This window comes from Chitinophaga varians (assembly GCF_012641275.1).
Lineage (GTDB): Bacteria > Bacteroidota > Bacteroidia > Chitinophagales > Chitinophagaceae > Chitinophaga > Chitinophaga varians_A.
In genome coordinates this window covers 2277194-2301591 of record NZ_JABAIA010000001.1, presented here as the reverse complement: position 1 = coordinate 2301591, position 24398 = coordinate 2277194, and the positions used below count along the sequence as shown (strand labels likewise).

Sequence of the window (24398 nt, the reverse complement as noted above, 5' to 3'; positions counted from 1 at the left end):
AGGAAATCAGGCTTCCATGGTTTCAAATTCTTTTTTCCTTTCCCGGTATTCTTCCATAGTGAAGTTATACACCACGGAGTCGCGTTTGTTTTTGTTGGACACAAAGTGACAGGCGTGAATATACGGTTCAGCGATATTGAGTTTGTCCAGTGGTGTTACCACCAGCAGCTGGAGGTTGAGCTGGCCGCAATATTCCATCAGGTAGTGGCTTTTCTCAGGGTCCAGTTTGCTGAAGGCCTCGTCCACTGTGATGAAGCGCAGGCTGCGGTGCTGGCGGTTGGCTTCATTGATGCCGAACTGGTAGGCGATGGCAGCGCCCAGGATGGTGTAGGTGAACTGTGCTTTTTCACCACCGGAAAGGCTGGCGGTATCTTCGTAATATTTAAAGGCTTTGTTATCGGAGATATAGTATTCTTTAGCCCCGAAGTCGAGCCAGTTACGCACGTCGGTTACCTTACGGCGCCATGCTTCATTTTGCTGCAGCTCGGTGATCAGCACTTTGATGTTTTCAAAGAGCTGTTCGCCATATGCTTCATCTTTTTCCAGGTGGTATTTCATGGAGTCTGGTACGGCGCCGCTCAGTTTCTCTTTGAAATTGCGTATCTCCACGTCTTTAACGTGGCGGCATTCCAGCTGGAGATAGGTGTCCGGGTTTTTGTTGAAGGTGATGTTACGGAGCGGTTCGTTGAGATCGTCCATTACTTCGCGGATCAGGTCTTCCTGGCCGTATATCCATGCCCGGTAGTTGGTGATGGCATTGAGCATACTGGTGTCCATATATTTACGGAAACGTTCCTTATGCTCGATGAGGCGCTGATATTTGATGTTTTCGTACAGCGAGGTGAATTCGTCGAGGTACCGGACATGTGGCTGCAGGTCGCTGACGTCGCCGAGCCATTCCGGATAGGCGTCGTGGATGGCTTTGGAAGGCATCACGAAGGCTGACAGCTGCCGGGTGATTTCGCTTTCTTTTTCGGCCAGCTGGCGCATGGCGTCGTGCAGGGTGGCTTTCAGGTTGTCGTCAGCCCGTTTGCGGTAAGATGCCAGTTCCGCGGTGGTTTCGGCCGGTTCGGTGAGCGACAGGTCGGAGAGGTATTCCAGCACGTATTGCAGCGAGATATCGTCCAGCGGATTTACTTTCAGCTGATTGAAATGACGCAGCTTATCGGCCGCTTTATCATCGATACGGCCTTTTTCCTGCAAGGCCCTTTCTTTTTCTCTCTCTTTGTCCTGTATCTGGGCGATGGCTTCGTCGAGCTGATCGCAGATCACCTGGTATTTATCGCTGGTTTTCAGCAGTTGTGCTTTTTCCCTGGCGAAGGATTCGATGACGCCGGCATGTGTTTGCCAGTTGATCTCGCTGTAGTTGCGGAGCGAGAGGAAAGCGTTCAGCAGGGTGTTGGCGGTGGTGATGGCCTTGCGGCTGTTTTCCAGCTGTGAAATGCTGTGCTGCAGGGTTTCAATATTGCTGTTACATTCGTCCTGTTCCGCTTTGAGCAGCCGCAGCTTGTTTTTATTGTTCCAACCGAGCACGTAGTTGTTCTGTTGTGAGCGGTTGGGGCGGTCGTCTTTTTCGTGGCGTGTAGCCTGCCGCGTTAGTCCGTTGGAGGTAACGGCTTTGCGTGACTTGTTGAACACGGCCATATCATCGGTGCAGGTATAATCAAACTGGTCGAGCAGCTGGTTTTGCAGCCATTCTTTGAAGATGGTGCCGGGTTTGATTTCTATCTTTTGCAGGAGGCTTTCCTTTTCGGTAGGCATCCTGAGCATGGTATAGTTTTCGTCTTCCACTTTGTGGTAGACGAGGCGTGTTTGCAGGTTGTTGGAGTTGATGTATTTGTTGATGTCCATGATGTACTCTTCCGGCACCAGCAGGCGCAGGCCGAAGTTGTGGAGCACTTTTTCGATGGCGCTTTCCCAGCGGCTTTCGCTGTCTTTTACGCGTATCAGTTCACCTACAAAAGGCAGGTCGTCTTCCTGTACATCGAGCATGTCTGCCAGCTGTTGACGGATGCGCACCAGCTCGTAGGGGATATTGTTTTTACGGTTGAGGAAGGAATCGATTTCTTCTTCCAGCCGTGTTACCTGTGTCCTTTCGGCGGTGAGACTGCTTTTGTAGTGGAACATCTCTTCCTGCAGCGTTTCCAGCTGTTTGTCGTGTGCGGCCTTCAGTATTTCCGCGCCGGCGATATTTTCGTGGAACTGCTGTTCGTCCGGATTGGGGGCCAGTTCCAGCCTGTCGGCGAGCATGTTGTACTCTTCCATCTTGTTACGTTTCCCTTCGAGGGCTTTTTGTTCGTAGTGGATGGATTTTTCGATGGAGCGCAGTTGTTCATCGACGCTGTTATTGGCTTTCTGTGCAATCAGTTCATCCTTGCGGAGGTTCATCGTTTGCAGCTGTTCGTTGATGCTGCTGAGGATGGTGGCTGTTTTCTGCTGTTCTTTCTGCAGCGCTTCCAGTTCATTTTCCAGGATGTCTTTTTCCTGTTTGTTGAACCAGGCAGGCAGTATGTCCTGCAGCATCTGCAGCTCGCGGTTGCGGTCCTGCAGTTCCTGCCAGGCTGTTTTATTAGCGATGATGGGTTCCAGCATTTTAAGCTGGGTTTCATCTTTCTGGATGGCGCGGTGGCTGGACAGGAGACTGTCGTAGTTTTCGCGCAGTTTCAGGAATTCGCCTTCTGCATCGGTTTCTTCTAGCATCTGGCTGCGGATGAAGGTATTGAGGTCGCCCAATACTTTGATGCCGACTGTCTGGTTGAAGAGTGACAGGGCTTTTTCGCTGCGCAGGCCGAAGATATTGCTGAAGAGGGCGGCGTATTCCTTGAAGCTGTCGGTGATTTCTGTTTTGGGATATTCGAGGCGGAGTTTCTTTTTCCAGTCGCCTTTCATATCGAATTTACCGGCGCCGAAGTGGTCGTTGATATTGAGTTTGTGGGGGGAAACGATGAATTGTCTTTTCAGTTCCCCGGAATACCAGCGTACCTGCGCCAGGGTGATCTGGTGCATGGTGGCGGCGTTATAGAAATAGGCCAGCAGTACGGAATACGGGTTGTTTTCCTTGTGCCGGAGCTGTTCGGTTTTGGATTGCAGCGAGTCTTCCGAGAAGGTTTTGCCGTAGTATCCCCAGAAGTAGGATTCTTCGCCGCGGTCTTTTCGTTGGTCCGTACCGGATGACTGGTTATAGAAGCGTTTGCCTGCGGGCACGAGCAGTGTCAGCAGGGCGTCGATCAATGTCGTTTTACCGCTACCGTTAGCGCCGGTGAGCAGCGATGTCTGGCCACTGGTGTTTACGCGGTATATTTTATTATGGAACGTGCCCCAGTTATATATTTCAAGATATTGTAACCGGAACCCGCTTTCTTTTGAATCACTGTTGAACAGGGTTGACATGCAATTTCAGTTTTGATTTGATTTCTTCCAGTTTTTCGTTGTTGACCAGTGCTTTGATCACCCTTTTTACTTCGTACTGATGCAGTTCCTTATTGGCGGCGTCTTCGCGTGTGGCCTTCAGGATACCGATGTTGAGCAGGCTGTTGATGGGTTTGTTCAGGTCTTTGAGCAGTTTGGATTTGTTGTTCCGCTCTTTGAAGAAGAGGGCGAGCCTTTCCTTGATTTCCTTTTGTGTCATGAACAGCCGGGTACCGTTGCCTTTGATGTCAAATTCATCGAGGGCTTCGCGGAGCACGATGCAGAGCAGGGTGGCTTCGTAGGTGAGCCTGGTTTTACGCATCAGGCGTGGCAGGGGCTTGTCGCCGGAGGTATCGTCTGCTTCGGGTTGCAGGATACGGGCGAAGCCGTCGCTTTCGTTGATGATCAGTTGCAGTCCTACCTGGTTCAGGTATTTGCTGAGTTCTGTTTGCCAGCCCAGCAGGTCTTTCCAGTAAGCTTTGTCTTCTTCGTACACGGGGCCCTGCATGAGTTTCAGGAACACGTGCGCAAAGGGAGAAATATTGTTATCGGCCATGTTTCATGTTAGTTTTGAGAGTTTGTAAACAGCACCATCGGCATGTTGATGACGCGGTTGCCCAGGGATACCGGATCAGGTGTTTCCAGTATGATGTGGCTGGATGACTGGCTGGCGATGGAGAAATAGGTGATGAGCTCTGTCAGCCCTTTTTCTGTGCCATAGATATCTACCAGTTCCTTCAAACTGATCTGTTTTTTGTTTTGTAATTGGGTGTTGATGCGGTCCTCGAGGAGGGTGCGATCAATATTGAAGTGATTGAACAGCGCGTCCATATCGGAGTCGGAGAAGTCGTTGCCACCGATGCCTTCGGGGAATTCCACGTCGGGGTGTGTTTTTTTGTCTTCTGCCATCTCCCAGCGGTCCAGCATATCTATGTCCGGGTCGCTTTCTATATCGATATAAAATTCTTCGCCGGGTATATCGTCCAGTGTCTGGAAGGCCAGCTGGCGTATATCGTTGATGAGCTCCATGGCTTTGCGGTGATCGGTGAGGTTTTTCTCACTGAGTACGCGGCTGAGTTTATCGCTCAGTTTTTTGTTGGCGTCGATCACTTTTTTGCCGGAGGCATGGAGGAACTGTTTCAGCTTTTTGAGGAAGCGGTCATTTTTGTATTCGATGTTCCGTTCTTCGAGCAGACTGTAGAGTTTTTCTATCAGCTGCTGCATTTCTGTCTGTTTGGATTCGTCCATGAGGAACTGCCAGAACGAGTAGAAGCTTTTGCCCTGGTCTTTCTGGCGGAGGGCTTCGAAAGAGTCGAGGGTATAAGCCAGGAGGGCGCCTTTGGCGATATCGCGTTCACTTTGTTTGCGGTATATCTCCTGGGTGATCTGTTCAAAGTTATGCTCCACTTCCTTGAAGTCGCTGAGGAGCTCTCTGGACATGCGGTTTACATCGTAGCACCTTTCTTTGATCTGGGTGTCGTCGAAGACCTGTACCCTTCCGGAGATGGTGATGCTTTTGATCTCCTGTTCTATCTCGAATTTCTTTTTTTCCAGTTCCTGTATACGTTGTTTGGGATCTTTGTTGCTCTGGTCCACCAGTTCCTTCAGTTTGGAAAAGATGTCTTTAAAGCGGCTTTCTGTGCCCACAAATTCCCTTTTCTGGAGTGTAGACACCCAGTGCATCACTTTTTCCATGTCGCTGCTGAGCTCATGGATATCGTTGCCGTCGTCGTCGGGGTACTTCCGGAGGAAGCCCTTATTGCTCCATTGTTCCACATATTTCCTGGCTCTTTCATCTTCGTTGTCGAGCAGGGCGGAGGCGTCTATTTCGTCGTCTGTGGCGCGGTAGCCGGTGGCTACCAGGTAATCAGACAAACGGGTGACCAGTTCCACATTGGGAACGGTGGTATGGTTTTTCTCCTTGAATGTTTGGTGAAAAAATGACAACATCATTGGCGCGCTACGTGCCCGGAGTATCTTTAGTGTGATCGACTGGGCATATAGATTACATAATTGATCATAAGTCATGCGTAAAATTACGAATTACGAATTACGAATTACGAATTGGGGACTGATTATTGGCCATTTTTTAGAAATTTAGCCCCATAAGGACCCTAAATTCGCAATTCGTAATTCGTAATTTGTAATTTTTACATAATATATAGCCCGTCAAACTTGGGCTTTACCGGCTGTGGCACGGGCTCTTCTCCCATCAGTTCAATGAGGTTTATTTCGATGGTGCGGGAGATGCTGTCCAGTGGAATGCCCAGGGGATGGTACTCGAACGGGTTCATGAGGGTGATGCCGTTGAGATGGGTGACGTGAAAAACGAAGCCAAACACCCATCCGAAGAGGATGGCCCAGGCGCCGATGGACTCGGTCATCATCAGGGTATTCATGATCACGTAGAACCAGATGAACAGCCGGGTGAAATAGACGTAGCTGGGCGGGAAGACGGTGTTTTTGATGCGTTCTGACTTGCCCATTTGATCACAGTGGTTGACCAGCATCTGGTTAAGTTCCAGGAAAGCGAAACCGTCTACCACGCCGGACTGGCGTAGCTGTTGCAGGTCGGCCGACTGGAGGTTGAGCAGGGCGTTGGGAATATTTTGATGTTGCTGAACGTAGTCGATTTCTTCTTTGGTGAGGTATCGGGTGTAGTAGTCGTCGGGGAGTTTCCGGAGGTTGGTTTTCAGGGCATATACAAACGAGAGGTGGCGGTAGATCATATGGCGAACGAAGGCCTGTTTCTCCTGGTCACCGTCGGTCTGCGTGTAGTGGAGCAGGCTTCTGGCCCAGGAACGGGAGTCGTTGACGAGCGCCCCCCAGATCATGCGGGCCTCCCACCACCGGTCATAAGCCTGATTGTTATTAAAGCCGATAAAAAAGGCGATGGCGGTACCCAGTACGGCAGATACGGCCACGGGAATGGCTATATGGGCGGACAGCCAGTATTTATCAACAAAATATACGAGGGTACAGCAGAGCAGCAACATCAGGTCTACCTTCCAGGTGAAGGTAAAGATCTGGGCGAGCGAGAGTCGGTGTTTCAGCAGCATATGTCATTTTGATATTTGGGTATTTTGATATTTAAAGCGGTTTTAGTTCCCTGACAGCTTCAGATATCATCCGATTTATTTTTTTAGCAGCTTGTCTTTTAAAATGGTATTCATCACACTGTCTTTCAGTCCTCTGGACACCGGTACGGAAGCCTGTCCCATCATGATCCTGTTGCCTTCTATACTGGTGATTTTCCGGGTGTTGATGATATACGATTTATGGGTCTGAACAAATTCCGGACCGGTTACGTTTTCCGCTACCGCTTTCAGGGTGGAATGGGTCAGGTACCGGCCGTGCGTGGTATGGATATATACGTAGTTTTCCATCGCTTCTATAAAGATAATGTCTTCCAGCAGTACACGGACCAGTTTTTCCCCGGTTTTAATGTAGATGTCCCTTTCTGCCACAGGAACGTGCGTTGAGGGGGCCAATACCTCCCGGGCCCGGTTGGCGGCCTTCAGGAAGCGTTCAAAAGAGATGGGTTTCATGAGATAGTCGATGGCGTCCAGTTCAAAGCCTTTGAGGGCGTACTGTTCGTAGGCGGTGGTAAAGATCACTTTTGGCGGATGAGGCAGGCTTTCCAGTAGTTCCACGCCGTTGATATAAGGCATTTCAATATCCAGGAAGAGCAGGTCGGCCGGTTGGTGGCGGAGGAGGTTATTGAGCGACAGGGCGTCTTCGCAGACGCCTGCCAGGGAGAGAAAGTCTATTTTTTCCACATATCCGGCCAGTCCTTTACGGGCTACAGGTTCATCGTCGGTGATAATACAGCTGATCTTCATAACGCAATTTTTAGGTCTGCCGAATAGTTCTCGCGGCTGTTGCAGATGGCCAGTTCATGTTTGCCCGGGTAAAGGAGGGCAAGGCGTCGGCGCAGGTTTTCCAGGCCAATGCCGCCTTTTTTCTGTTTCATTTCTATGGCAGGTATGGCGTTGCTGACATGAAATACCAGCCAATCGTCCCGGAGGCTGGCGGAGATATTGATCCAGTATTCGCCGCCGGCGTATTTGAATGCGTTTTCCACCAGTGGTAATAACAATAACGGGTATACGCTTTGTTTGTTCAGCTGGTCGTCGATTTCCACGGTCAGCCGGAGGTGTTCGTTCATACGGCTTCGTTGCAGGTCGATATAGGATTGCAGGTATTGCAGTTCTTTTCCCACGGCAACGGTTTGCTGATGGTCGTACAGCTGGTAGCGCAGCAGTTCGGACAGTTTTTCCACGGTATGTTTGGCGGTGCCTACGCTTTCGTCCATCTGGAAATAGACGGTGTTCAGTGCATTGAACAGGAAATGCGGATGGAACTGGGCTTTGAGGAAACGGAGCTCTGTCTGGAGCTGGTCGTTGCTGATTTTCTCCAGCAACAGTTGCTGTTCATAGCTTTTCCGCAGGGAGGCGTTGGCACGTTTGATCACATAGTACAACAGATAGAACAAGGTTGGTATCAGCGTCAGGTTGATCACATCATACAGCTGGCATCCCCGCTCTCCGGTGAAATGCTGGATAGGCAGGATGATGCCGTCGGTGAAGGCGATGATCACTGCCGATACCACCAGGTATTCCCTGATCACGGGGCCGGGCTTGGGTTGGCGTTGATAATACTGCAGCAGGTAGTTCAGCATCCAGGCGTAAATGTATCCTGTTGACAGCAGTACGCATTCTATAGACGTTTCCAGCAACGGCCGTTCCCAAAATCGGAAGCCGGTAAGCACGGCATTGATCAGGCGCATGCTGACATAAATCAGGAAGGCATATACGACCGGGAAAATGTATTTGCGCCAGAACTGTTCCATCGGAATCAAGTTAGTAAAAAAACTCGGACTGGGGCAGTTGCACTTTCACCACTTTGCCGGTGGCGACCGGCGGTGTGCCGGGTTTTACGCCAAAGAAAAAACGGGTGATCACAAAAGGTTTGATCAACACATTAAAAATAATGACAGCTAAAAGCCAGCTGCTCAGCGTCACAAAAATGTATTCCAGTACCGGCGGATATTGCCAGTTGAGCACAAAGCCTGCTATAATGATAATCAGCGGTTGTTGCAGCAGGTAAAAAGGCCACGCAAAGAGATTGACGTACGTCCGAAGGCGATGTTCATGGTCGAGGTATCTTTTACCGTAACCTGTGAGGCAAAACACCCAGAGGCCGGCGTGTACGGGCTCCATCATCAGTGCTGCCAACGGGCCGGCATGATAGTTTTGTCCGGCGATGACAAGGGAAACGGCGATCAGCAATAATATCAGGGAGTAGCGGCGGTTACGTTCAAGACTGTCCATCAGTTGGGGTTGCATCATACAAAAGAAGCCGAGTACTACCAGCAGCCACCAGTACAGGAAAACGAGCAGGTGCCCGGAGGAACCCAGCAGCAGCCCCGTAATGAACAGGGCCGCTATGGGCAGCAGAAGGAGAAATATCCGTTGACCGGGAACGAACCACAGCAGCGATTGTTGAAACTTACGCGCCGAAGCCTTTCGCAGCCAACGGAACAGCGGAAGCATCATCACCATATAAAGGGCCAGACATACTACCACCCAGAGATGGTACCAGTTGGCCGGATGCAGTGCCTGTTTTACCGCCGTGCCGTAGTAGGACCAGAGCGTTCCGGTGCTGCCGCTTTCCCAATGGCCAAGCCAGATGAGGAGCGGCAGCAGCCCGAACAGGCTGGTGAGCAGCGGCGCCAGTAGCCGGCGTATCCATAGCAGCACCATTTTGGTGTTGTTACGTTTTAGGGCCATGTGCAGGGAGGCGGCCCCGGAGAGGAAAAACAGCAGGGGAATACAGCTGCTGTTGAGCATATAATTTACCTGGTCAGGCTGTTCGCTGGTAGCGGGCGGCGTAAACGGCCGGGCTGCGGTAAACAGGAAAATGCCCAGTATGGCCAGTGCCCTGAGCCAGTCGAGGTAAGCCAGTCGGCAGGTTGTTGTTTGCATCTGAATGGTGTTTTAGCGCAAACCTAAGCGCTGCGGATATTTTGGCGGGTTGTGTTTTGACCATTTGCAGGAAACCTTTGACGAACTGCAGGCGTGCCGGGGGCTTTGCTTTTGGATACCGGTTATGTCCTGTTGGTCTTCCTTTCCATCGGTCCTCTCTTCCTATTGATCCTTTATCTCAATGTCCTTCTCCCCTTATTTCTCCAAAAAAATATTACATTTCAACACTTTAAAAATCAATCTATTATATTTTCAAACACATATAGTCTATAGAATTAGTAGGATAATAGATTTTTTCCCCTATCTTTGTATCATTATTATAAACCAAAGCGTGATAAAACCCCCTGCAACGGACATTTTATCAGCCATTAAAAACAGCGAGCATGTCTACCTTACACCGTTACGCAGACTACCTGCCAGCCCCGATTGCCGATCAGTTCCCCAGTCCGGTAAAGAACCGGGAGCATATCCGTCCGTTAATACCCGGACAGTTTTTTTCGGATTTTTACCTGGAAGATGAGCAGGTGATCAACCGTGGCCCTTTGCTGAAAGATGCGACAGGCGTTACTTCCCTGCATTTACTGACAGCGCAGCCGTTGGTGGTGGCATTTTATTCTGTGAACTGGAATGGTTACGGAGATGCGCTGATAGCCGAACTAATTGAGAAACATGCTGCCATAGAAGCTGCCGGAGCGCGTTTGCTGGTACTGTCCAGCGAAAGCAAAAAGCACTTCGCCGAATTCAACCGTGAGCCGCTGCCTTTTGACGTGGTACGGGATGCCCAGCATCGTATAGCCCGGAAGGCCGGTATTTACAAAGAAACTGATCCTATCTGGGGCCGTGTTGCCGGCGTAAATGCGGACGTGCCTGTTCCGGCAGTTTATCTGATCACTCCTTCCCTCGAAATCACCTATAGCTTTACAGATATTTACCTGGAACAAAAGTTCTCTGCAGACGAGCTGTTGTCTGTAGTGGACAAACAACTGGCCATCAGTGCGTAATAATATTACGTATAACCGTTGCAGTTACATTATACAAATGTCCGTGTTCCGGAGGCTGTGTAAGTCATCCGGAACTCTTTGGGTGTACAGTCCTTCTTCTTTTTAAAGATGCGGTTGAAATTGGAGATATTGTTGAACCCGCATTTATAAGCTATCTCATTAACGGTATGCGTGGTCTCTATCAGCATCCGGGAGGCATGCCCCAGCCTTATTTCTATCAGTGTGTCCACAAACGTTTTACCAATCCTCGCTTTAAAGAAACGGCTGAAAGCCACGTCTGTCATAGCTGCCAGCTTAGCGGCCTCGTGCAGGGAAATATTCTTGTCGAAGTTGTGATTGAGATAATGCATTACCTTCTGCACACGGCGACTGTTATACGAAAATGTTTCCAGGTTGCTGAAACTGGCGTCTGATAAGATGCGCATGTTGCGGCTGGTAGACAGGTCATGCAGTACGGACATTAGTTCCAATACTGAATCGAAACCTTGTTTTTGTGGCAGGTGCACCAACCGGGGCATGATCTGCCGTGTGGTATCGGGGGAAAACAGGATACCCCTGAGCGAGCGTTCAAACATATTTTTGATGAAGCTCATCTGGTTGCGCTGCAGGAACTTTTCATCGAACAGGTCGCGGTGAAACTGAATAGTGATTTCCTTGATAATGCCGCCCTGATGTTTGTGGGTGAACCAGCCATGTTGCAGGTTGGGCCCTACCAGCACCAGTTCCAGGTCTTCAATATCCTCAATATGATCGCCGATGATGCGCCGCGCGCCGGTTGCGTGCTGGATGAAGTTGAGCTCGAATTCTTCATGATAGTGCAGCGGAAAATCGAAAGCTGTCTTCTCCCGGGAGAAGAGGGTAAAACAATCGCTTTGTGTTAGCGGGGTAATCTCGCGCAGTAATTTGCTTTTCATGTACCGTATTTTGGTGAACGTGGAATGTGTTGATTGTCTGCCTGTAACATCAGCAGGGATAAAAAAGCATCATTTTTTTATTGTTCCTGTAATAAAACCCAGCGTGGAACCTGGTATGTAATATTACTGATAATAGCTGATTTTATCCAGGGCGGCGGCGAAAATTTGTCCTGATATATTAATGAAAAGACTATCAAAGTATAACCAATAGATAATAAAGTATTACCTGCCTGTTGAAATAAAAATCATTTTTACGGGAGATCTTGACCACGTTATGTTTTGCCAGTGGCGGAGGACGGGTTGCATTTTATGTTGGGGAGCTAACAGCGAAGCCTGTTTGCGCGGCCGGCATACTTTGCGCACAAACAGGCTATGGGGAATTGACCAGATGAAAGCTTACTAACGGTATTGCCTATCCCGGAAGTTGTCCGTTGACAGTTGTTTTGGGCTGGCATCCGGTAATATCAGCTGACGCCTTTAGTTGCCGTTCCAGGGTGTTGCCGTCCACCAGTGTCCGGTGTTCGATGATCCGGCCATCTTTGATGGCGAAGGAGCGGAAGCCGCTGGTGATGGCGGTTTGTCCTGTTGCAGGGATACCTCGCCACAAGCCGGTATGTTTCATGTGCATGGAGATGCGGACCATGCAATGGCCGGGTTCGGCGAGGTGTTCCTCAATGACAGACAGTGGCTGGAACGATTCATGCACCATGGATACCCATTGTTTCAGGCCGTTGGCGTCTGCCGGGAGGCTGGCCGGGAGCGAATAATCTTTAAAGGCGGGATGCAGAAAAGTATCCAGGTTGGCGGTATTGCCGTTATTCCAGACTTCGTTGATGAAGCGGACGATCAGGTCTTTTTGCTCAGAGAGATGCATATGATGGCTTTTTGTGAGCCACAAAGGTACCGGCAGGCCATCGACCGGTATTGTGTCAAACGTCACAAAACGCGGCGGCGTATACGGCTGAGCGTTTCGCGGGAGATGCCGATATAGGAACTAAGTTGTGTAAGAGATACACGTTGTACCAGTTGAGGATGATGTGTTAATACGTACTGGTAGCGCTCTTCCGGGGTATGTGTTTTGAGCCAGTCGGCATGTGTTTCACCGGCAATGGCCAGTAGTTCCAGCTGTTCGCGGCCAAAAGCGGCGATGGCGGGTGATTGCTGATAGAGTGCGGCAAGAGTGTCCTTATGCCAGCGAAGAAGCACGGAACGCTCTGTAGTGGCCAGGTGATAGGCCGAAGGTTCATTGTTCCGCAGGCTTTTCATGTTGGTGATAAAGTTGTTTTCAAAGAAAAAAGCGGTGTTGACATCGCGGGTGTGGTGCTCGTAAAACGCCCGGCAGGCGCCCTTCTCCACGAGCCATACATGTTGACAGGTTTGGCCGGCCCGCAGGAGATGGTCACCCAGTTTGACCAACTGGATTTGTGCCGCGTTCCACATGAGTTCTTTGGAAGTACTGTCCAGTTGCGACCTGTGGAGGATGGATTCGTTGAAACAAACGATTGTTTTTTTCATGTGCGATATTCGAAAAACCGGTAGTAATACTGTAAAAATACTCACTACTAGGTATTTCAACAATCCTTTCCATCACTTACCTTTGCTTTCACAGATGTTTCACTGCCATCTGTTAACTGTCACACAAAGCTAATACTGTTCCAGGATCATCATATTTTTACCCCCAAAAAAGGGTCATCTTCTACACGAAGGGGACCCTTATCCGTTTTTTATATACATTTGTTATCAGAGAGCATTAAAAACCTACGACATTTACGGTTTATCCTATACACTATATAGCAGGACATGAGTACGTATACCGTATTATCCGAGGCTGCCAGTCTTGAAGAAAAGCTGCAGGCCCTTCAGGCCATAGAGCGCGAACTGCCGGCCGTATTTATCGTTATGAACGTGGAGAAGGATTATGTAGAATATATGTCTGAAAACGGAAGGCAACAGCTGGACGTTTCCATGGAGGACCTTCGGGCCATGGGCCACAATTATTATGATACTTATTTCAATCCGCATGATGTGGCAGACTATCTGCCTAAGGTGACCGCCATGCTTACCGCATCGCCGGAGAAGGACATGGCCATTACCTTTTTTCAGCAGGTGAGACTGGCCCGTCACCTGGACTGGTCCTGGCATCTGGGCACCACGCGGGTGTTCATGCGGAATGCCCTGGGAGCACCTACGCATGTGATCACCTGCGCCATTCCCATTGATCCCCTGCATCATGTGACCAGCAAGGTAAACCGGCTACTGGAGGAAAATAATTTCCTGCGGCGCAACCAGCATATTTTTGCGGCACTGACCAAACGGGAGAAAGAGATCCTCCGGTTAATGGCCCTTGGCCTCAGTGCCAGCGAAATAGCGGAAAAAGTGCATATCTCCGAAAAAACAGCCGTCACCCACCGACGGAATATCAAAAGTAAAATCGGCGCCCAGTCGGGCTACGACCTGACCAGCTTCGCCCAGGCTTTCGACCTGATCTGACAAGGGGCCCGCCGTTTCCGGGAAAATCCCGAAAATTTAAAGGCTGGAATGTGCTCGATATACAGATTTATCTGTATTTTCAGTGCTGTATACCATATTTTTTCCCTGTCTGCCTGTTTTGCAGCAGACTTGTTAACCGATTATTTATGTCTTTTAAAGCAGTTCTCAACATCGACGGAGAAGAGTTAAACGTACTCGAGTGCGATTTCACCTTCAGTCAACACACTGATCACAATGGAAAGCCTGCAGCACGCCCCAAAGGAGGCAACATCAATCTGAAAGTGGAATCTGCCGGCGAAACCCATCTTTTTGACTGGATGATCTCCAATACCCAAACTAAAAACGGCAGCATTACCTTCTTCCGCCGCGATTCCATGTCCAGGCTGAAAGAACTACGGTTTACCGACGCCTATTGCGTGGGCTACACCGAACAGTTCAATGCCGCCAACGATCAGCCCCTGCAGATAGTACTGTCGCTTTCTGCCAGGGAACTAAAGCTCAATAACTCCGTGTACCAGAACCCCTGGCCCATGTAGGCCCGAAAGTATTTCACGCAAAGCAGCCATGCGCAGAAAATGCCGCTGACCGGGGACATCTCCTGGCCGCTGTAACCCTATGCCCATGCTGCTTTGCGTTTTCAGCTTAGCCCTCTTCCCGCTGTTACCGCTTCTTTGCATACTAAATGTGCGTACCTTTATACCGCTGCAGCGAGCCTGCACCGGGCACTTATGGAAGACAAACAAGTAATCACCTACCCTAACGGCACCATGACCATGACCCGCTGGATGTGCGATGATATCCTCATCGGGCACGGCCTGTCATCCTTCCGTGAACTGTTCGCCCACCCGGCGCATAGTGACAACGATGTAGTAAGACTGCATTTCGGCCTGCGGGGAGATTACCTGTTCAACTACCGGCAGCTGGGCAAAACCTACGACCTGATCGGAGGACATCACAATTTCATGTACTCCCATCCCTTTGATATGGTGGTGGAAAACAAAACCTTTGAACTGGAGATTTTTGGGGTACAGTTCCCGCGGGAGAAATTCCTGAGCTTCACCCAGCATGGCAGCGATCAGCTCAAACGTTTTGCGGACAAAGTCGCCGCCGGTCAACCGGTTATCTTTACAGATACCTGGGGCGCACTGGACTCCCAGATGGAGCAGGTGATATCCCAAATCCGCTTCAGCAAATACGCCGGTGATTTCCAGCGGCTTTTTCTGCTGTCCAAAAGCCTGGAACTGCTGGTCCTGTCGGCTGAATCCTGCACTGCGGCAGACCAGCGGCAAGCCATCTACCTGAAAAACAAACAGGACACCGAAAAAATCATTGCGGTACGCGACCTGCTCAACGCACGGCTGGACTCCCCTCCCAGCCTGACAGAAATAGCCCGCGCCGTAGGGCTCAACGAATACAAACTGAAGCGCGGTTTTAAGGAAAAATTCAACAATACCGTTTTCGGCTACCTCACCGACCAGCGGCTGCAGCTGGCCCACCAATACCTGCGCGATACCGGCAAAACGGCCGCGGAAATAGCTGCTGAACTGGGCTATGCCACCCCACAGCATTTCAATAACGCCTTTAAGAAGAAGTTCGGCTTTACTCCTTTTTCGGTTAGAAATAATCCGTAACAGGCAATCCGCCCAATCACCTTTATTTTACTTTTGTGATGCGTCACAAGCGCAGCATATTTTTTATCTACCTGTAAAAAACTATCGTATGGGACAAGCATTAATCGTGAGAAACGACATTACCATCAATGCACCAGCCGCTGTGGTATGGGATACCCTTGTCAATCCCGCCAAGACCAGACAGTACATGTTCAACTGCGAAACAGTATCAGACTGGAAACAAGGCAGCGAGCTCCTTTGGAAAACAGTATATGAAGGCAAGGAACTGGTTGCCGTAAAAGGTACTATCGAAGAGATCATCCCCAACGAAAGGCTGATTTATACCACGATCGATCCCAATAGCAATATCGACGATACTTCCGAAAACTACCTGAAAGTGACCTATCAGTTAAGCCCTGACGACGGGCAAACCCTGCTGGTGGTAACCCAGGGCGACTACGCCACCGTGGCCGAAGGCGACCGGAGATATAAAGAAGCCATGGATGCCGGCGGATGGGCTTCTATTCTCACCGAAATCAAAAAAGTGGCGGAAGCCAGTTAAACCGGTAAAAAAAGGGCTTTTACCGGAACCAGCCCTCCGTTTACCTAGTGATGGTTGATTCCCCGGGCGCTGTGTCGCAATTTTGAGGTATAATCCTGTTTTATGACACAGCTCCCAACATCTTTTCATGTATTGATAGCCGGTGGCGGTATCAGTGGTCTGTCACTGGCGTTGTTCCTGAACAAGGCAGGCATTTCCTGCAGCATTTATGAAGCATACGGCTATAAAGCCACTATTGGCGCGGGCTTTAATATTGCGCCCAATGGTATGAACGTACTGGCAGCCCTGGGGCTGGCTGAACGGGTAACGGCCGCCGGAGCTGTGGCAGAAGACCTTTGCATGCGTAATGGCAAAGGTAAAGTGATCGCCAATTTACCAAACGGCTCTGTCGAAAAATATGGCCAGCAAGGTGTCAGCCTCTCCCGTGCTGCGTTATATGACATCTTGTTACAGGAGCTGAAGGAACAAGGGCTGACCGTACAATATCAAAAAAGACTTTGTGATATCCGTGAAAATGAAGATGGTGTAACTGCTGTATTTACAGATGGCACCAGGGTTACCGGCGATATACTGATTGGCGCTGACGGCGTTCATTCCGCTGCCCGGCAGCTTGTATTCCCGGAAGCGCCCACACCGGCTTTTACCGGTATGAAAAACTATGGCGGGTTTGCCCCTTTGTCGGCCTTACCCGAAATGACTGCACAGGAAATCAACAGCCTCAATTTTACTTTTGGAAATAACGGTTTCTTTGGCTACTGCGCTGCCGGAAACGGTATGGCCATGTGGTGGTCCAACCTGCCGTCTGACGTGCCTTTTACCAAAGAAGAGCTGGACTCCACCACGGTAGAAGAAGTAAAAACGTTGATGGCTGACCGTTATAAAAGTTATCATGCTCCTGTTCCTGCCTTAATCGCGCAGACAGAAAAAGTGCTGAAAGTGAATGTGGCTGATATCGCATCACTCGCTTCATGGCATAAAGGCCGTGTGCTGCTGATTGGCGATGCCGCTCATGCCGTAAGTCCCAGTGCGGGGCAGGGTGCCTCCATGGCGTTGGAAGACGCGATGTACCTGGGCATGTTACTGCGGGATGCCGGCGTTGGCTCCTATGCTGCGGCCTTCCGGAAATTTGAAGCCGACCGCAAGCCCAGAGTGGAAAAGATCGTGGCGGAAGGAAGACGCAGAAGTAAGTCCAAAACCATTCTCCGCCCGTGGCAGGCTAAGATCAGAGACTGGATGATGGCGATTTTCATCCCGCTGTTTGTTCCTAAAAATTTTGATTTTTTGTATGGATACAGATTGGACTGGCAGGTAAAATATTAGGGATGGCTTACCTTGTGGTAAATTCATATCACTATGCCGTCACGCTTCCCGAAGTTATTTACCTATGTTGTTGTTATCCCACTGGTCTTTGCGCTATTCATGTACGCCTGGTTTAACAAAGCGTCAGACGGCTTTTTTGTAGTAATGGGACTGGCTTTTCTGGTAGGCATTCCTTTGGGCGTTGGTGTTCTGACCATCTATCTCTCTCCCCGTGAAAAAGTAAAAAGCCTGACTTATCGGGTTATGATGCCCTGGGTGCCGCTGCTGTTTTTTTTCCTGATCACCCTGTTGTTTGCGTGGGAAGGCTGGGCGTGTTGGCTGATGGCGGCGCCGCTGTTTATGGTCGCTTCCTCCATAGGAGGATTATCTGCTGCCCATTATAAGCTGAAGGACAAGAACAAACAGGAACGCAGGTACGTTTCTCTGATCGTTTTACTCCCGTTGGTCATCTCTCCTATAGAACAAATGATTGCTAAAATACCGGGTCAATACAAGGCTTATACTTATATAGATATCCATGCCAGCAAGGAAAACATCTGGAAGAACGTTACCCGTGTGGGAGAAATCGCCGCCACGCAGGACAAGGGTTGGCTTACCCGTACGCTGGGTTTTCCCCGTCCCATCAGGGCAGAACTGAATTATGAAGGGGTGGGCGCTTTCCGCAAAGCGATCTTTGATAAAGGGTTGGTCTTCGATGAAAAGGTAACAGCGTATAGCCATCAGCGTAGCATGAGCTTTACTATTCATGCGGATCCTTATAATATTCCTTCCACCACTATGGACGAACATGTGGTGATTGGCGGACAGTACTTTGATGTACTGAACGGTACGTACGAGCTGGAACCATTGTCTGACGGTACTTGCAGGCTGCATCTCTACAGCCATTTCAGGTTAAATACCACCTTTAATTTTTATGCCAGCTGGTGGGCATCCTGGATCATGAAAGATATCCAGAACAATATCTTACAGGTGATCCGGCAGCGGGCAGAATCTGGTTTACCAGAAAACCGTATATAACGCAGTCAGAATACCAATGATGATAATGGAGCCTGCGATGAAGCCGGGCGTAGTACGGAACATAGACTTGTCTATTTCCAGTGCATGGGCTGTGGCTTCTTTCGTTGGACGGGTGATGCTGATGATGATCATCAGTACCACGATCAGCACAAACGTGATGGACATCCTGTCGAGGAACGGGTAGTCCGGGAAGGCGCCGTTTGTCCATGCGGGCAGGAATTTCAGTACGGTAGAAATGGGGATGGTCAACAGCGCACCAGTGAGGGCGGCACCGGCAGTAGTCCGCTTCCAGAAGAAGCCGAGCAGGAAAATGGCCAGTACGCCGGGAGAGATAAAACCAACGTATTCCTGAATGAACTGATAAGCCTGGTCCAGTGACCGTAATGACGGTGTTACGATGGCGGCCAGCAACATAGCGATGATCACCGCCCAGCGGCCTACGCTCACCAGCTTTTTTTCGCTGGCTTCACGATTAAAATATTTCTGGTAGATGTCCAGCGAGAAAATCGTAGAGATGCTATTGGCTTTGCCGGCCAGAGACGCTACGATGGCGGCCGTCAGTGCTGCAAAAGCAACGCCCTTCAGGCCGGGAGGCAGCAGGTTCATCAGCGTAGGATACGCATGGTCCGGTTTAATTACGCCGGCCGCATCGGTCATCTCCTGTTGGAACATACCGTTTTTATGCAGCACAAACATCACGATGCCCGGAAGTACGGCGATCACCGGCACCAGTAATTTCAGAAAAGCGGCAAATAAAATGCCCTTGCGTGCCGTCTGTAGGTTAGCGCCCAGCGCGCGTTGCGTGATGTATTGGTTGCATCCCCAGTAGGCGAGGTTGTTGATCCACATACCGCCTATCAATACTGACAACCCGGGAAGGTCTTTGTAATAGGGATGATCACTGTGGAAGATCATATGGAAATGTGAGGGAGCCTCTTTCCGCAGTACCGACAAGCCTTTCAGGATATGGCTGCCATAGCCGAATTTCTCAGACAGTAAAGTAAGTGCCAGATAAGTGGTCACCAGTCCACCGATGATCAGCACGGCCACCTGCACCACATCGGTATAGCCGATCACTTTCATGCCGCCGAGCGTCACGATCACCGAGAAGACACAAAGCCCTGCGATGCACCATTCAAAAGGAATGTTGGAGATGGAGGCGATGGCCAGCGCACCGAGGTAGATGATAGACGTGAGGTTGACGAACACGTACACCAGCAGCCAGAAAACGGCCATTACGGTACTGACTTTATCATTGTACCGTTTGGCCAGAAATTGTGGCATCGTGTATATCTTATTTTTCAGGTACAACGGGATAAAGAACACCGCCACGATGATCAGTGTGGCAGCGGCCATCCACTCGTAGGTGGAGATGGCCAGTCCGAGCGCAAAGCCGGAGCCGGACATACCGATGAAGTGTTCTGCAGAGATATTGGAAGCGATGAGGGAAGCGCCGATGGCCCACCAGGTGAGGGAGCCTTCCGCGAGGAAAAAATCTTTGGAGTTGGCGGTCGCTGATTTTTTACGATGATAAACGTAGTACCCGTAGGTGGCGATAGCAATGAAGTAGATAAAAAAGACGATGTAATCCGCTTGTTGCAGCTTATTCATGTGGAGGAAGTGTGGAATTTATAAAGTTGGTTGATAAGTTACATTAATTGCTGCGATCCCCCAAAAGGGGGACCTTATCGACATGCAGCAACAAACGGAGGTTTTTCAGAATAGTCAGAATTTCAGAGTGGCCGGGAGATATTTGGCCACGAGATCTTCGTAATAAGGACGAAGTGTCTTCCAGTCCGGCGGCACCGGATTTTTGGAATAGAGATCATATGGGTTGAAGAGTTTCACCCATTTGAGCATTTCGCGGTCATGATCATCGAGCAGATAATCATAGGCGCCTTCCCGGTGCCAGGCGTAGAAAGAGTGGTAGCGCAGCATGTACAGGCCGGATTCCGGCAGATGGTCTTTCATCATCTGGTACACGTATTCATCGTGGCCCCAGGACATGTGCACATTGCGCAGGCCGCAGCCGCGTTTATAAACGCCGGTACCTTCCTGGTACGCGGTATTTTGATAGTCCGGGTTATTGCGGAAATATTCCGGATAAACGACTTTATCTGAATAGGGCGCGCCTACAGGGAAAGTATCGCCAACGACGGCCCATTGCGGTTCTCCGAAGAGGCAGAGGACTTTGCCCATGTCGTGCATAAGGCCGGTGAGCACCATCCAGTCGGGATGGCCGTCATTACGGATGGCTTCCGAAGTTTGCAGCAGGTGCTGGAACTGGTCGAGGTCGGTATCCGGATCGGAATCATCCACCAGTTCATTCAGGAAATTGAAAGCATCCCATACCGGCATTTCCCTTTTGTTGAATTGCAGGAAATCGGCCCTTTTCTGTTGCACGAAATCATATGTCTGATAGGTATGATTGAGCCGGTAGAATTCGCGGACAGTATCTCTTTCCGGGGTATCGTAGTTCCGGTATTCATCCACGGATTTGGAGGTGGCGATACTTTCCGGAGTGGGGTACCGTTCCAGTACGGCGTCTTCCCACTGGTCGAGGCTTGTTAAAGGATTCACTTCTTTTTCAGTGAAGGAAGTCTTTTTATTGTCCATGGCAAGCTGTTTTATGGCTGACTTAAATTTCGGCTATTTTGACAGGATTATTGGCATGGGCGGGGAGTTTTATTTACGAAACCGGTTTCGTAGATTTATTGTCCATGAAAAACGTAAACATCAGGGCGCTGGCCCGGGAGTTGAATCTTTCGTTATCTACGGTTTCCAAGGCTTTGCGGGACAGTTACGAGATCAGTGCCGCCACCAAAGAGCGGGTGCGGGCTTTGGCCGCCGAATGGAACTATATTCCCAACGCTTACGCCAGCAGCCTGCGCGGGCGCAAGAGCAAAAATATCGCAGTCGTGCTGCCGGAGGTGGCCGACAGCTTTTTTTCGATCGCTATTAACGGCATAGAAGCAGCAGTGAAGGCGAAAGGATATCATGTGATCATCTACCTGACGCATGAAAGTTATGCAGGAGAGGCCGCCATATTAAAAGATATCCAGAGCGGCCGGGTAGACGGCGTGCTGTTATCAGTATCCAGGGAAACCACAGACACCGCGCATGTACAGGAACTGATGGACAAAGACGTGCCGGTGGTGTTTTTTGACCGGGTGCTGGAAACGCTGGCAGCGCCTAAGATAGTGACAGATGATGCCGAAAGCGCCTATAAGGCCACGGCTCATCTGATAGCGCAGGGATGCCGGGAAATCGCTTATCTCGGTATTTCCGACAGCCTGTCCATCTGCCGCCAGCGGATGGCGGGTTATATGCAGGCGCTGGGCGATCATCAGCTTCCCGTACATCAGCGGAACATGCTTACCTGTACTACTGACGGCGCCCGCAATTTCCAGCTGGTGAAAAAGCTGTTGCAGCGCACACACCGGCCGGATGGCATCGTAGCCTCCGTGGAAAAGCTTACCACCACGGTATACCAGGCCTGCCGGCAATTGCAGCTGCGTATGCCCGAAGACGTGAAACTGACATGTTTCTCCAACCTGGAGATCGCTACCATTCTGCAACCGTCGTTGACTACAATTACCCAGCCTGCTTTTGAGATGGGAAAGGCCGCTGCGGAAGTGCTGGTGAAGATGCTGGAAAAAAAACCGCTAACGGCGAAGGATATACGGATTGTGATTCCTTCGGAACTGGTGGTGAGAGAATCGAGCAGCCGACAGCATAAGTGATTTTTTATTCGTTATGTCATTGAAAATATTACATCGTTTAACCAGCCATAGCAGATGAAACAACTACTAACCTACATCCATTCCCTGACCCCTTTCTCCGAAGATAACTGGCAGCACCTGTTGCCGGCGTTGTCTTTACAGCACTATCAGAAAGACGAATTCCTGTTGCGTGCCGGAGAGGTATGTAACGCCCTGTTTTTTGTCAGCAGTGGCTATTGCAGGGCTTTCTATGATAAAGACGGAGTGGACGTCAATACTGATTTCTTTTTTGAGCAGGACATTGCTACCAATATCAATAGTTATGGGCGCCGGGAGAAATCCGCTTTTTCGATACAGGCCTGCGGACCGCTGGAAGTGGTGCGTTTTGACCGGGAGCTGTTATTGGCAGCCGCCGCTGCAGATCCTCAGATAGAAACGCTGGGCCGGCTCTGCCTGCAACGCATCGCGGCAAAACAGGAGAAGCACACTGCGTTGTTCAAACTGATGAGCGCGCAGGAGCGGTATGAATACCTGGAACAGGAGTATCCGGCGATGCTGCAACGGGTGTCGTTATCGCAACTGTCGTCTTTTCTGGGCGTAGCCCGGGAAACGTTGAGCCGTATCCGTGGCAGACGGTAGCTTTTTTTGTGACGATCGTCACAGGACAGTTTCCTGCTGTGGCCCGACCTTTGTGTGCAGATAAAAAAATTAAGACGATGGCACAACCAGGAAAAACCGTAAAGCAGTTCATCACTTCCCTGAACGAAGAAGACATGGCCACAGCCAGAACATTGCTGGCTCCCGATTTCAAATTTGTAGGCGTATTAGGCTCCCGTGACGGCGCCGACGTATATATGGAAGATATGGGCCGTATGAAAATGAAATACACGGTCCATAAAATATTTGAAGACGGGGACGATGTATGTGTGCTATGTGATTATATTATGGGTGATAAAACCGTTTTCGGGTGCAGCTGGTACCAGTTGAAAAATGAAAAGATCAGCTCCCTCCGGGTGGTGTTTGACCCCCGGCCTTTATTGTAAAAAATATTAAGCGCGGCATGCCGCGCTTAATATTTTAAAATCAGTCGGTTAGACTTAATGATTATATTTATGTTAAAATTTTCCCCCAAAAAGCCTGTTTAGCCGTAGGGTAAGGTATCCATTCTGGTACTACCTGTCAGGCATGGATAAAAATACCTTTCACGAATTAGTCAACCGATATCTGGACGGCACAGCCACCGCCGCTGAGCAGGCGCTGGTAGACCGCTATTGCGAGCGCCTGGAAACTTCCGGTGAGGCCGGATTGGAGCCGGAAACCGAGGCGTTGTTGCAGAAGGTCATGTATGACCGTATTATGCAAAAGGTCCGGGCGCCGCAGAAACGTTCCTACAGATGGGCCTATGCCGCCGCCGCAGCCGTATTGGTGCTGGTAGCCGCAGGAGGCATATTCCTCTTTCCCCGCAAGCAGGCGCCTTCTGTGGCCGTTGCAGAAAAATCAGTTTTTCATAATGATATAAAACCAGGAGGCAATAAAGCCACCTTGACACTGGCCAACGGATCTATCGTGGTGTTGGATGATGTGGCTGCCGATTCACTGGCGCCCCAGGGTAACAGTAAAATCACCCGGACCGGCAACGGGCAACTGAGTTATCAGCCATCCGGTGCGCCTCAGCAGGTGGTATACAATACCCTCTCTACGCCGGCAGGCGGCCAGTTCCGGCTCACCTTACCGGATGGCAGCCGGGTTTGGCTGAATGCCGCGTCTTCCATTACCTTCCCTACCGCTTTCACCGGCAAAGACCGTATCGTGGAACTGAAGGGAGAGGCTTATCTCGAAATCAGCCACAATCCCCAACAACCGTTTAAAGTAAAAGTCCATGATATGGAAGTGTCTGTGCTGGGCACACATTTCAATATCAACGCCTATCCCAATGAAGCAGGTATCCGTACCACCCTGCTGGAAGGATCGGTGCGCGTGAACAATGACGGACAGTCATATATACTGAAGCCTGGTCAACAGGCGCAGTTGCAGCCCAATGGGCAGTTTTCCCTTCAACAGGTAGATACGGAAGATATCACCGCCTGGAAAGACGGGCAGTTTTCCTTCAACGATGCAGACATTCATACCGTGATGCGCCAGGTAGCACGTTGGTATGGCGCCGAGGTGGTATATCAGGGCAATGTTACGCATCACTTTATGGGTACCATTCCCCGCGACGTGCCGGTGTCCCGGTTGTTGAAAATGCTGGAGCTGACAGGCCGCGTGTCTTTTGTGGTGGAGGGGAACAAGATCATCGTCAAACCTTAAAGCAAAAACCAATCAATACATCCGCCCAAAAAAATGGCCAGAGATATTCGCAGTATC

Annotated in this window: 23 protein-coding genes; 11 read left to right on the top strand and 12 right to left on the bottom strand. The window is 50.1% G+C overall.

The annotated features are described in order from the left end of the window. Positions 1 to 6: 6 nt before the first annotated feature. The 7 genes from HGH92_RS09345 to HGH92_RS09315 form a co-directional block, all read right to left on the bottom strand. Positions 7 to 3390, bottom strand: a complete 3384-nt coding sequence (locus tag HGH92_RS09345) for an ATP-binding protein (RefSeq protein WP_168870460.1) — start codon at positions 3388 to 3390, stop codon at positions 7 to 9. Beyond that, positions 3368 to 3964, bottom strand: a complete 597-nt coding sequence (locus HGH92_RS09340) for a DUF4194 domain-containing protein (protein ID WP_078669261.1) — start codon at positions 3962 to 3964, stop codon at positions 3368 to 3370. The genes HGH92_RS09345 and HGH92_RS09340 overlap by 23 nt, the downstream gene beginning before the upstream one ends. 8 nt (positions 3965 to 3972) lie before the next feature. Further along, a complete protein-coding gene (locus tag HGH92_RS09335) occupies positions 3973 to 5436 on the bottom strand; it encodes a DUF3375 domain-containing protein (RefSeq protein ID WP_168870459.1) in 1464 nt (487 codons plus the stop codon). A 122-nt stretch (positions 5437 to 5558) separates the two neighbouring features. Continuing rightward, positions 5559 to 6467, bottom strand: a complete 909-nt coding sequence (locus HGH92_RS09330) for a bestrophin family protein (RefSeq protein ID WP_168870458.1) — start codon at positions 6465 to 6467, stop codon at positions 5559 to 5561. 75 nt (positions 6468 to 6542) lie between these two features. Next, positions 6543 to 7250: a LytR/AlgR family response regulator transcription factor gene (locus HGH92_RS09325; protein ID WP_168870457.1), complete on the bottom strand. Its 708-nt coding sequence runs from the start codon at positions 7248 to 7250 to the stop codon at positions 6543 to 6545. Continuing rightward, positions 7247 to 8260 (bottom strand): sensor histidine kinase, encoded by a 1014-nt coding sequence (locus tag HGH92_RS09320; RefSeq protein WP_168870456.1) that lies wholly within the window; start codon positions 8258 to 8260, stop codon positions 7247 to 7249. Before HGH92_RS09320 ends, HGH92_RS09325 begins: the two co-directional genes overlap by 4 nt. Before the next feature lie 10 nt (positions 8261 to 8270). Continuing rightward, positions 8271 to 9395 carry an acyltransferase family protein gene (locus tag HGH92_RS09315; RefSeq protein ID WP_168870455.1) on the bottom strand — a complete coding sequence of 375 codons (1125 nt, stop codon included), beginning with the start codon at positions 9393 to 9395 and terminating at the stop codon, positions 8271 to 8273. Positions 9396 to 9778: 383 nt separating this feature from the next. Between HGH92_RS09315 and HGH92_RS09310 the strand changes: the two genes are divergently transcribed. Continuing rightward, on the top strand, positions 9779 to 10396 hold the full coding sequence (locus HGH92_RS09310) for a redoxin domain-containing protein (protein WP_168870454.1): 618 nt from the start codon (positions 9779 to 9781) through the stop codon (positions 10394 to 10396). 29 nt (positions 10397 to 10425) lie between these two features. On the opposite strand, the gene HGH92_RS09305 is transcribed toward HGH92_RS09310, so the two are convergent. From HGH92_RS09305 to HGH92_RS09295, 3 genes are all read right to left on the bottom strand, one after another. Beyond that, positions 10426 to 11310 (bottom strand): helix-turn-helix transcriptional regulator, encoded by an 885-nt coding sequence (locus tag HGH92_RS09305; RefSeq protein ID WP_168870453.1) that lies wholly within the window; start codon positions 11308 to 11310, stop codon positions 10426 to 10428. A 412-nt stretch (positions 11311 to 11722) separates the two neighbouring features. Continuing rightward, positions 11723 to 12184: an ester cyclase gene (locus HGH92_RS09300; protein ID WP_168870452.1), complete on the bottom strand. Its 462-nt coding sequence runs from the start codon at positions 12182 to 12184 to the stop codon at positions 11723 to 11725. A gap of 62 nt (positions 12185 to 12246) precedes the next feature. After that, positions 12247 to 12825 carry a Crp/Fnr family transcriptional regulator gene (locus HGH92_RS09295; protein ID WP_168870451.1) on the bottom strand — a complete coding sequence of 193 codons (579 nt, stop codon included), beginning with the start codon at positions 12823 to 12825 and terminating at the stop codon, positions 12247 to 12249. A gap of 285 nt (positions 12826 to 13110) precedes the next feature. On the opposite strand from HGH92_RS09295, the gene HGH92_RS09290 reads away from it, so the two are divergent. From HGH92_RS09290 to HGH92_RS09265, 6 genes are all read left to right on the top strand, one after another. Continuing rightward, complete coding sequence (locus HGH92_RS09290) at positions 13111 to 13800, top strand: helix-turn-helix transcriptional regulator (RefSeq protein WP_168870450.1); 690 nt, start codon at positions 13111 to 13113, stop codon at positions 13798 to 13800. A gap of 146 nt (positions 13801 to 13946) precedes the next feature. Beyond that, positions 13947 to 14336, top strand: a complete 390-nt coding sequence (gene tssD, locus HGH92_RS09285; RefSeq protein WP_168870449.1) for a type VI secretion system tube protein TssD — start codon at positions 13947 to 13949, stop codon at positions 14334 to 14336. 192 nt (positions 14337 to 14528) lie between these two features. Then, on the top strand, positions 14529 to 15431 hold the full coding sequence (locus tag HGH92_RS09280; RefSeq protein ID WP_168870448.1) for a helix-turn-helix domain-containing protein: 903 nt from the start codon (positions 14529 to 14531) through the stop codon (positions 15429 to 15431). Between the two features lie 88 nt (positions 15432 to 15519). Further along, positions 15520 to 15972 carry an SRPBCC domain-containing protein gene (locus HGH92_RS09275; protein WP_168870447.1) on the top strand — a complete coding sequence of 151 codons (453 nt, stop codon included), beginning with the start codon at positions 15520 to 15522 and terminating at the stop codon, positions 15970 to 15972. A gap of 102 nt (positions 15973 to 16074) precedes the next feature. Then, on the top strand, positions 16075 to 17292 hold the full coding sequence (locus tag HGH92_RS09270; RefSeq protein WP_168870446.1) for an FAD-dependent oxidoreductase: 1218 nt from the start codon (positions 16075 to 16077) through the stop codon (positions 17290 to 17292). A gap of 33 nt (positions 17293 to 17325) precedes the next feature. After that, positions 17326 to 18309 (top strand): hypothetical protein, encoded by a 984-nt coding sequence (locus HGH92_RS09265; RefSeq protein WP_168870445.1) that lies wholly within the window; start codon positions 17326 to 17328, stop codon positions 18307 to 18309. On the opposite strand, the gene HGH92_RS09260 is transcribed toward HGH92_RS09265, so the two are convergent. Then, positions 18289 to 19920: a sodium/sugar symporter gene (locus tag HGH92_RS09260; RefSeq protein WP_168870444.1), complete on the bottom strand. Its 1632-nt coding sequence runs from the start codon at positions 19918 to 19920 to the stop codon at positions 18289 to 18291. The genes HGH92_RS09265 and HGH92_RS09260 overlap by 21 nt on opposite strands. A gap of 114 nt (positions 19921 to 20034) precedes the next feature. Beyond that, the gene (locus HGH92_RS09255; protein WP_168870443.1) at positions 20035 to 20925 is read right to left on the bottom strand and encodes an inositol oxygenase family protein; all 891 of its coding nucleotides are present in this window, start codon (positions 20923 to 20925) and stop codon (positions 20035 to 20037) included. Positions 20926 to 21029: 104 nt separating this feature from the next. Here HGH92_RS09255 and HGH92_RS09250 point away from each other — a divergent pair, with 104 nt between their 5' ends. From HGH92_RS09250 to HGH92_RS09235, 4 genes are all read left to right on the top strand, one after another. Beyond that, positions 21030 to 22052 (top strand): LacI family DNA-binding transcriptional regulator, encoded by a 1023-nt coding sequence (locus HGH92_RS09250; RefSeq protein WP_168870442.1) that lies wholly within the window; start codon positions 21030 to 21032, stop codon positions 22050 to 22052. Positions 22053 to 22106: 54 nt separating this feature from the next. Beyond that, entirely contained in the window at positions 22107 to 22670 is a 564-nt protein-coding gene (locus HGH92_RS09245; protein WP_168870441.1) for a Crp/Fnr family transcriptional regulator, read from the top strand. 77 nt (positions 22671 to 22747) lie between these two features. Continuing rightward, positions 22748 to 23074 carry a nuclear transport factor 2 family protein gene (locus HGH92_RS09240; protein WP_168870440.1) on the top strand — a complete coding sequence of 109 codons (327 nt, stop codon included), beginning with the start codon at positions 22748 to 22750 and terminating at the stop codon, positions 23072 to 23074. A gap of 142 nt (positions 23075 to 23216) precedes the next feature. Then, positions 23217 to 24341, top strand: coding sequence for a FecR family protein (locus tag HGH92_RS09235; RefSeq protein ID WP_168870439.1), 1125 nt, complete (start codon positions 23217 to 23219; stop codon positions 24339 to 24341). The last annotated feature ends 57 nt before the right edge of the window (positions 24342 to 24398 follow it).

Coding starts and splice junctions, on each gene's coding strand:
- HGH92_RS09310 (WP_168870454.1), top strand. CDS start 9,779: ATGTCTACCTTACACCGTTACGCAGACTACCTGCCAGCCCCGATTGCC.
- HGH92_RS09235 (WP_168870439.1), top strand. CDS start 23,217: ATGGATAAAAATACCTTTCACGAATTAGTCAACCGATATCTGGACGGC.
- HGH92_RS09240 (WP_168870440.1), top strand. CDS start 22,748: ATGGCACAACCAGGAAAAACCGTAAAGCAGTTCATCACTTCCCTGAAC.
- HGH92_RS09260 (WP_168870444.1), bottom strand. CDS start 19,920: ATGAATAAGCTGCAACAAGCGGATTACATCGTCTTTTTTATCTACTTC.
- HGH92_RS09245 (WP_168870441.1), top strand. CDS start 22,107: ATGAAACAACTACTAACCTACATCCATTCCCTGACCCCTTTCTCCGAA.
- HGH92_RS09305 (WP_168870453.1), bottom strand. CDS start 11,310: ATGAAAAGCAAATTACTGCGCGAGATTACCCCGCTAACACAAAGCGAT.
- HGH92_RS09345 (WP_168870460.1), bottom strand. CDS start 3,390: ATGTCAACCCTGTTCAACAGTGATTCAAAAGAAAGCGGGTTCCGGTTA.
- HGH92_RS09265 (WP_168870445.1), top strand. CDS start 17,326: ATGCCGTCACGCTTCCCGAAGTTATTTACCTATGTTGTTGTTATCCCA.
- HGH92_RS09275 (WP_168870447.1), top strand. CDS start 15,520: ATGGGACAAGCATTAATCGTGAGAAACGACATTACCATCAATGCACCA.
- HGH92_RS09325 (WP_168870457.1), bottom strand. CDS start 7,250: ATGAAGATCAGCTGTATTATCACCGACGATGAACCTGTAGCCCGTAAA.
- HGH92_RS09315 (WP_168870455.1), bottom strand. CDS start 9,395: ATGCAAACAACAACCTGCCGACTGGCTTACCTCGACTGGCTCAGGGCA.
- HGH92_RS09270 (WP_168870446.1), top strand. CDS start 16,075: ATGACACAGCTCCCAACATCTTTTCATGTATTGATAGCCGGTGGCGGT.
- tssD (WP_168870449.1), top strand. CDS start 13,947: ATGTCTTTTAAAGCAGTTCTCAACATCGACGGAGAAGAGTTAAACGTA.
- HGH92_RS09335 (WP_168870459.1), bottom strand. CDS start 5,436: ATGACTTATGATCAATTATGTAATCTATATGCCCAGTCGATCACACTA.
- HGH92_RS09340 (WP_078669261.1), bottom strand. CDS start 3,964: ATGGCCGATAACAATATTTCTCCCTTTGCGCACGTGTTCCTGAAACTC.
- HGH92_RS09330 (WP_168870458.1), bottom strand. CDS start 6,467: ATGCTGCTGAAACACCGACTCTCGCTCGCCCAGATCTTTACCTTCACC.
- HGH92_RS09320 (WP_168870456.1), bottom strand. CDS start 8,260: ATGGAACAGTTCTGGCGCAAATACATTTTCCCGGTCGTATATGCCTTC.
- HGH92_RS09255 (WP_168870443.1), bottom strand. CDS start 20,925: ATGGACAATAAAAAGACTTCCTTCACTGAAAAAGAAGTGAATCCTTTA.
- HGH92_RS09290 (WP_168870450.1), top strand. CDS start 13,111: ATGAGTACGTATACCGTATTATCCGAGGCTGCCAGTCTTGAAGAAAAG.
- HGH92_RS09295 (WP_168870451.1), bottom strand. CDS start 12,825: ATGAAAAAAACAATCGTTTGTTTCAACGAATCCATCCTCCACAGGTCG.
- HGH92_RS09280 (WP_168870448.1), top strand. CDS start 14,529: ATGGAAGACAAACAAGTAATCACCTACCCTAACGGCACCATGACCATG.
- HGH92_RS09300 (WP_168870452.1), bottom strand. CDS start 12,184: ATGCATCTCTCTGAGCAAAAAGACCTGATCGTCCGCTTCATCAACGAA.
- HGH92_RS09250 (WP_168870442.1), top strand. CDS start 21,030: ATGAAAAACGTAAACATCAGGGCGCTGGCCCGGGAGTTGAATCTTTCG.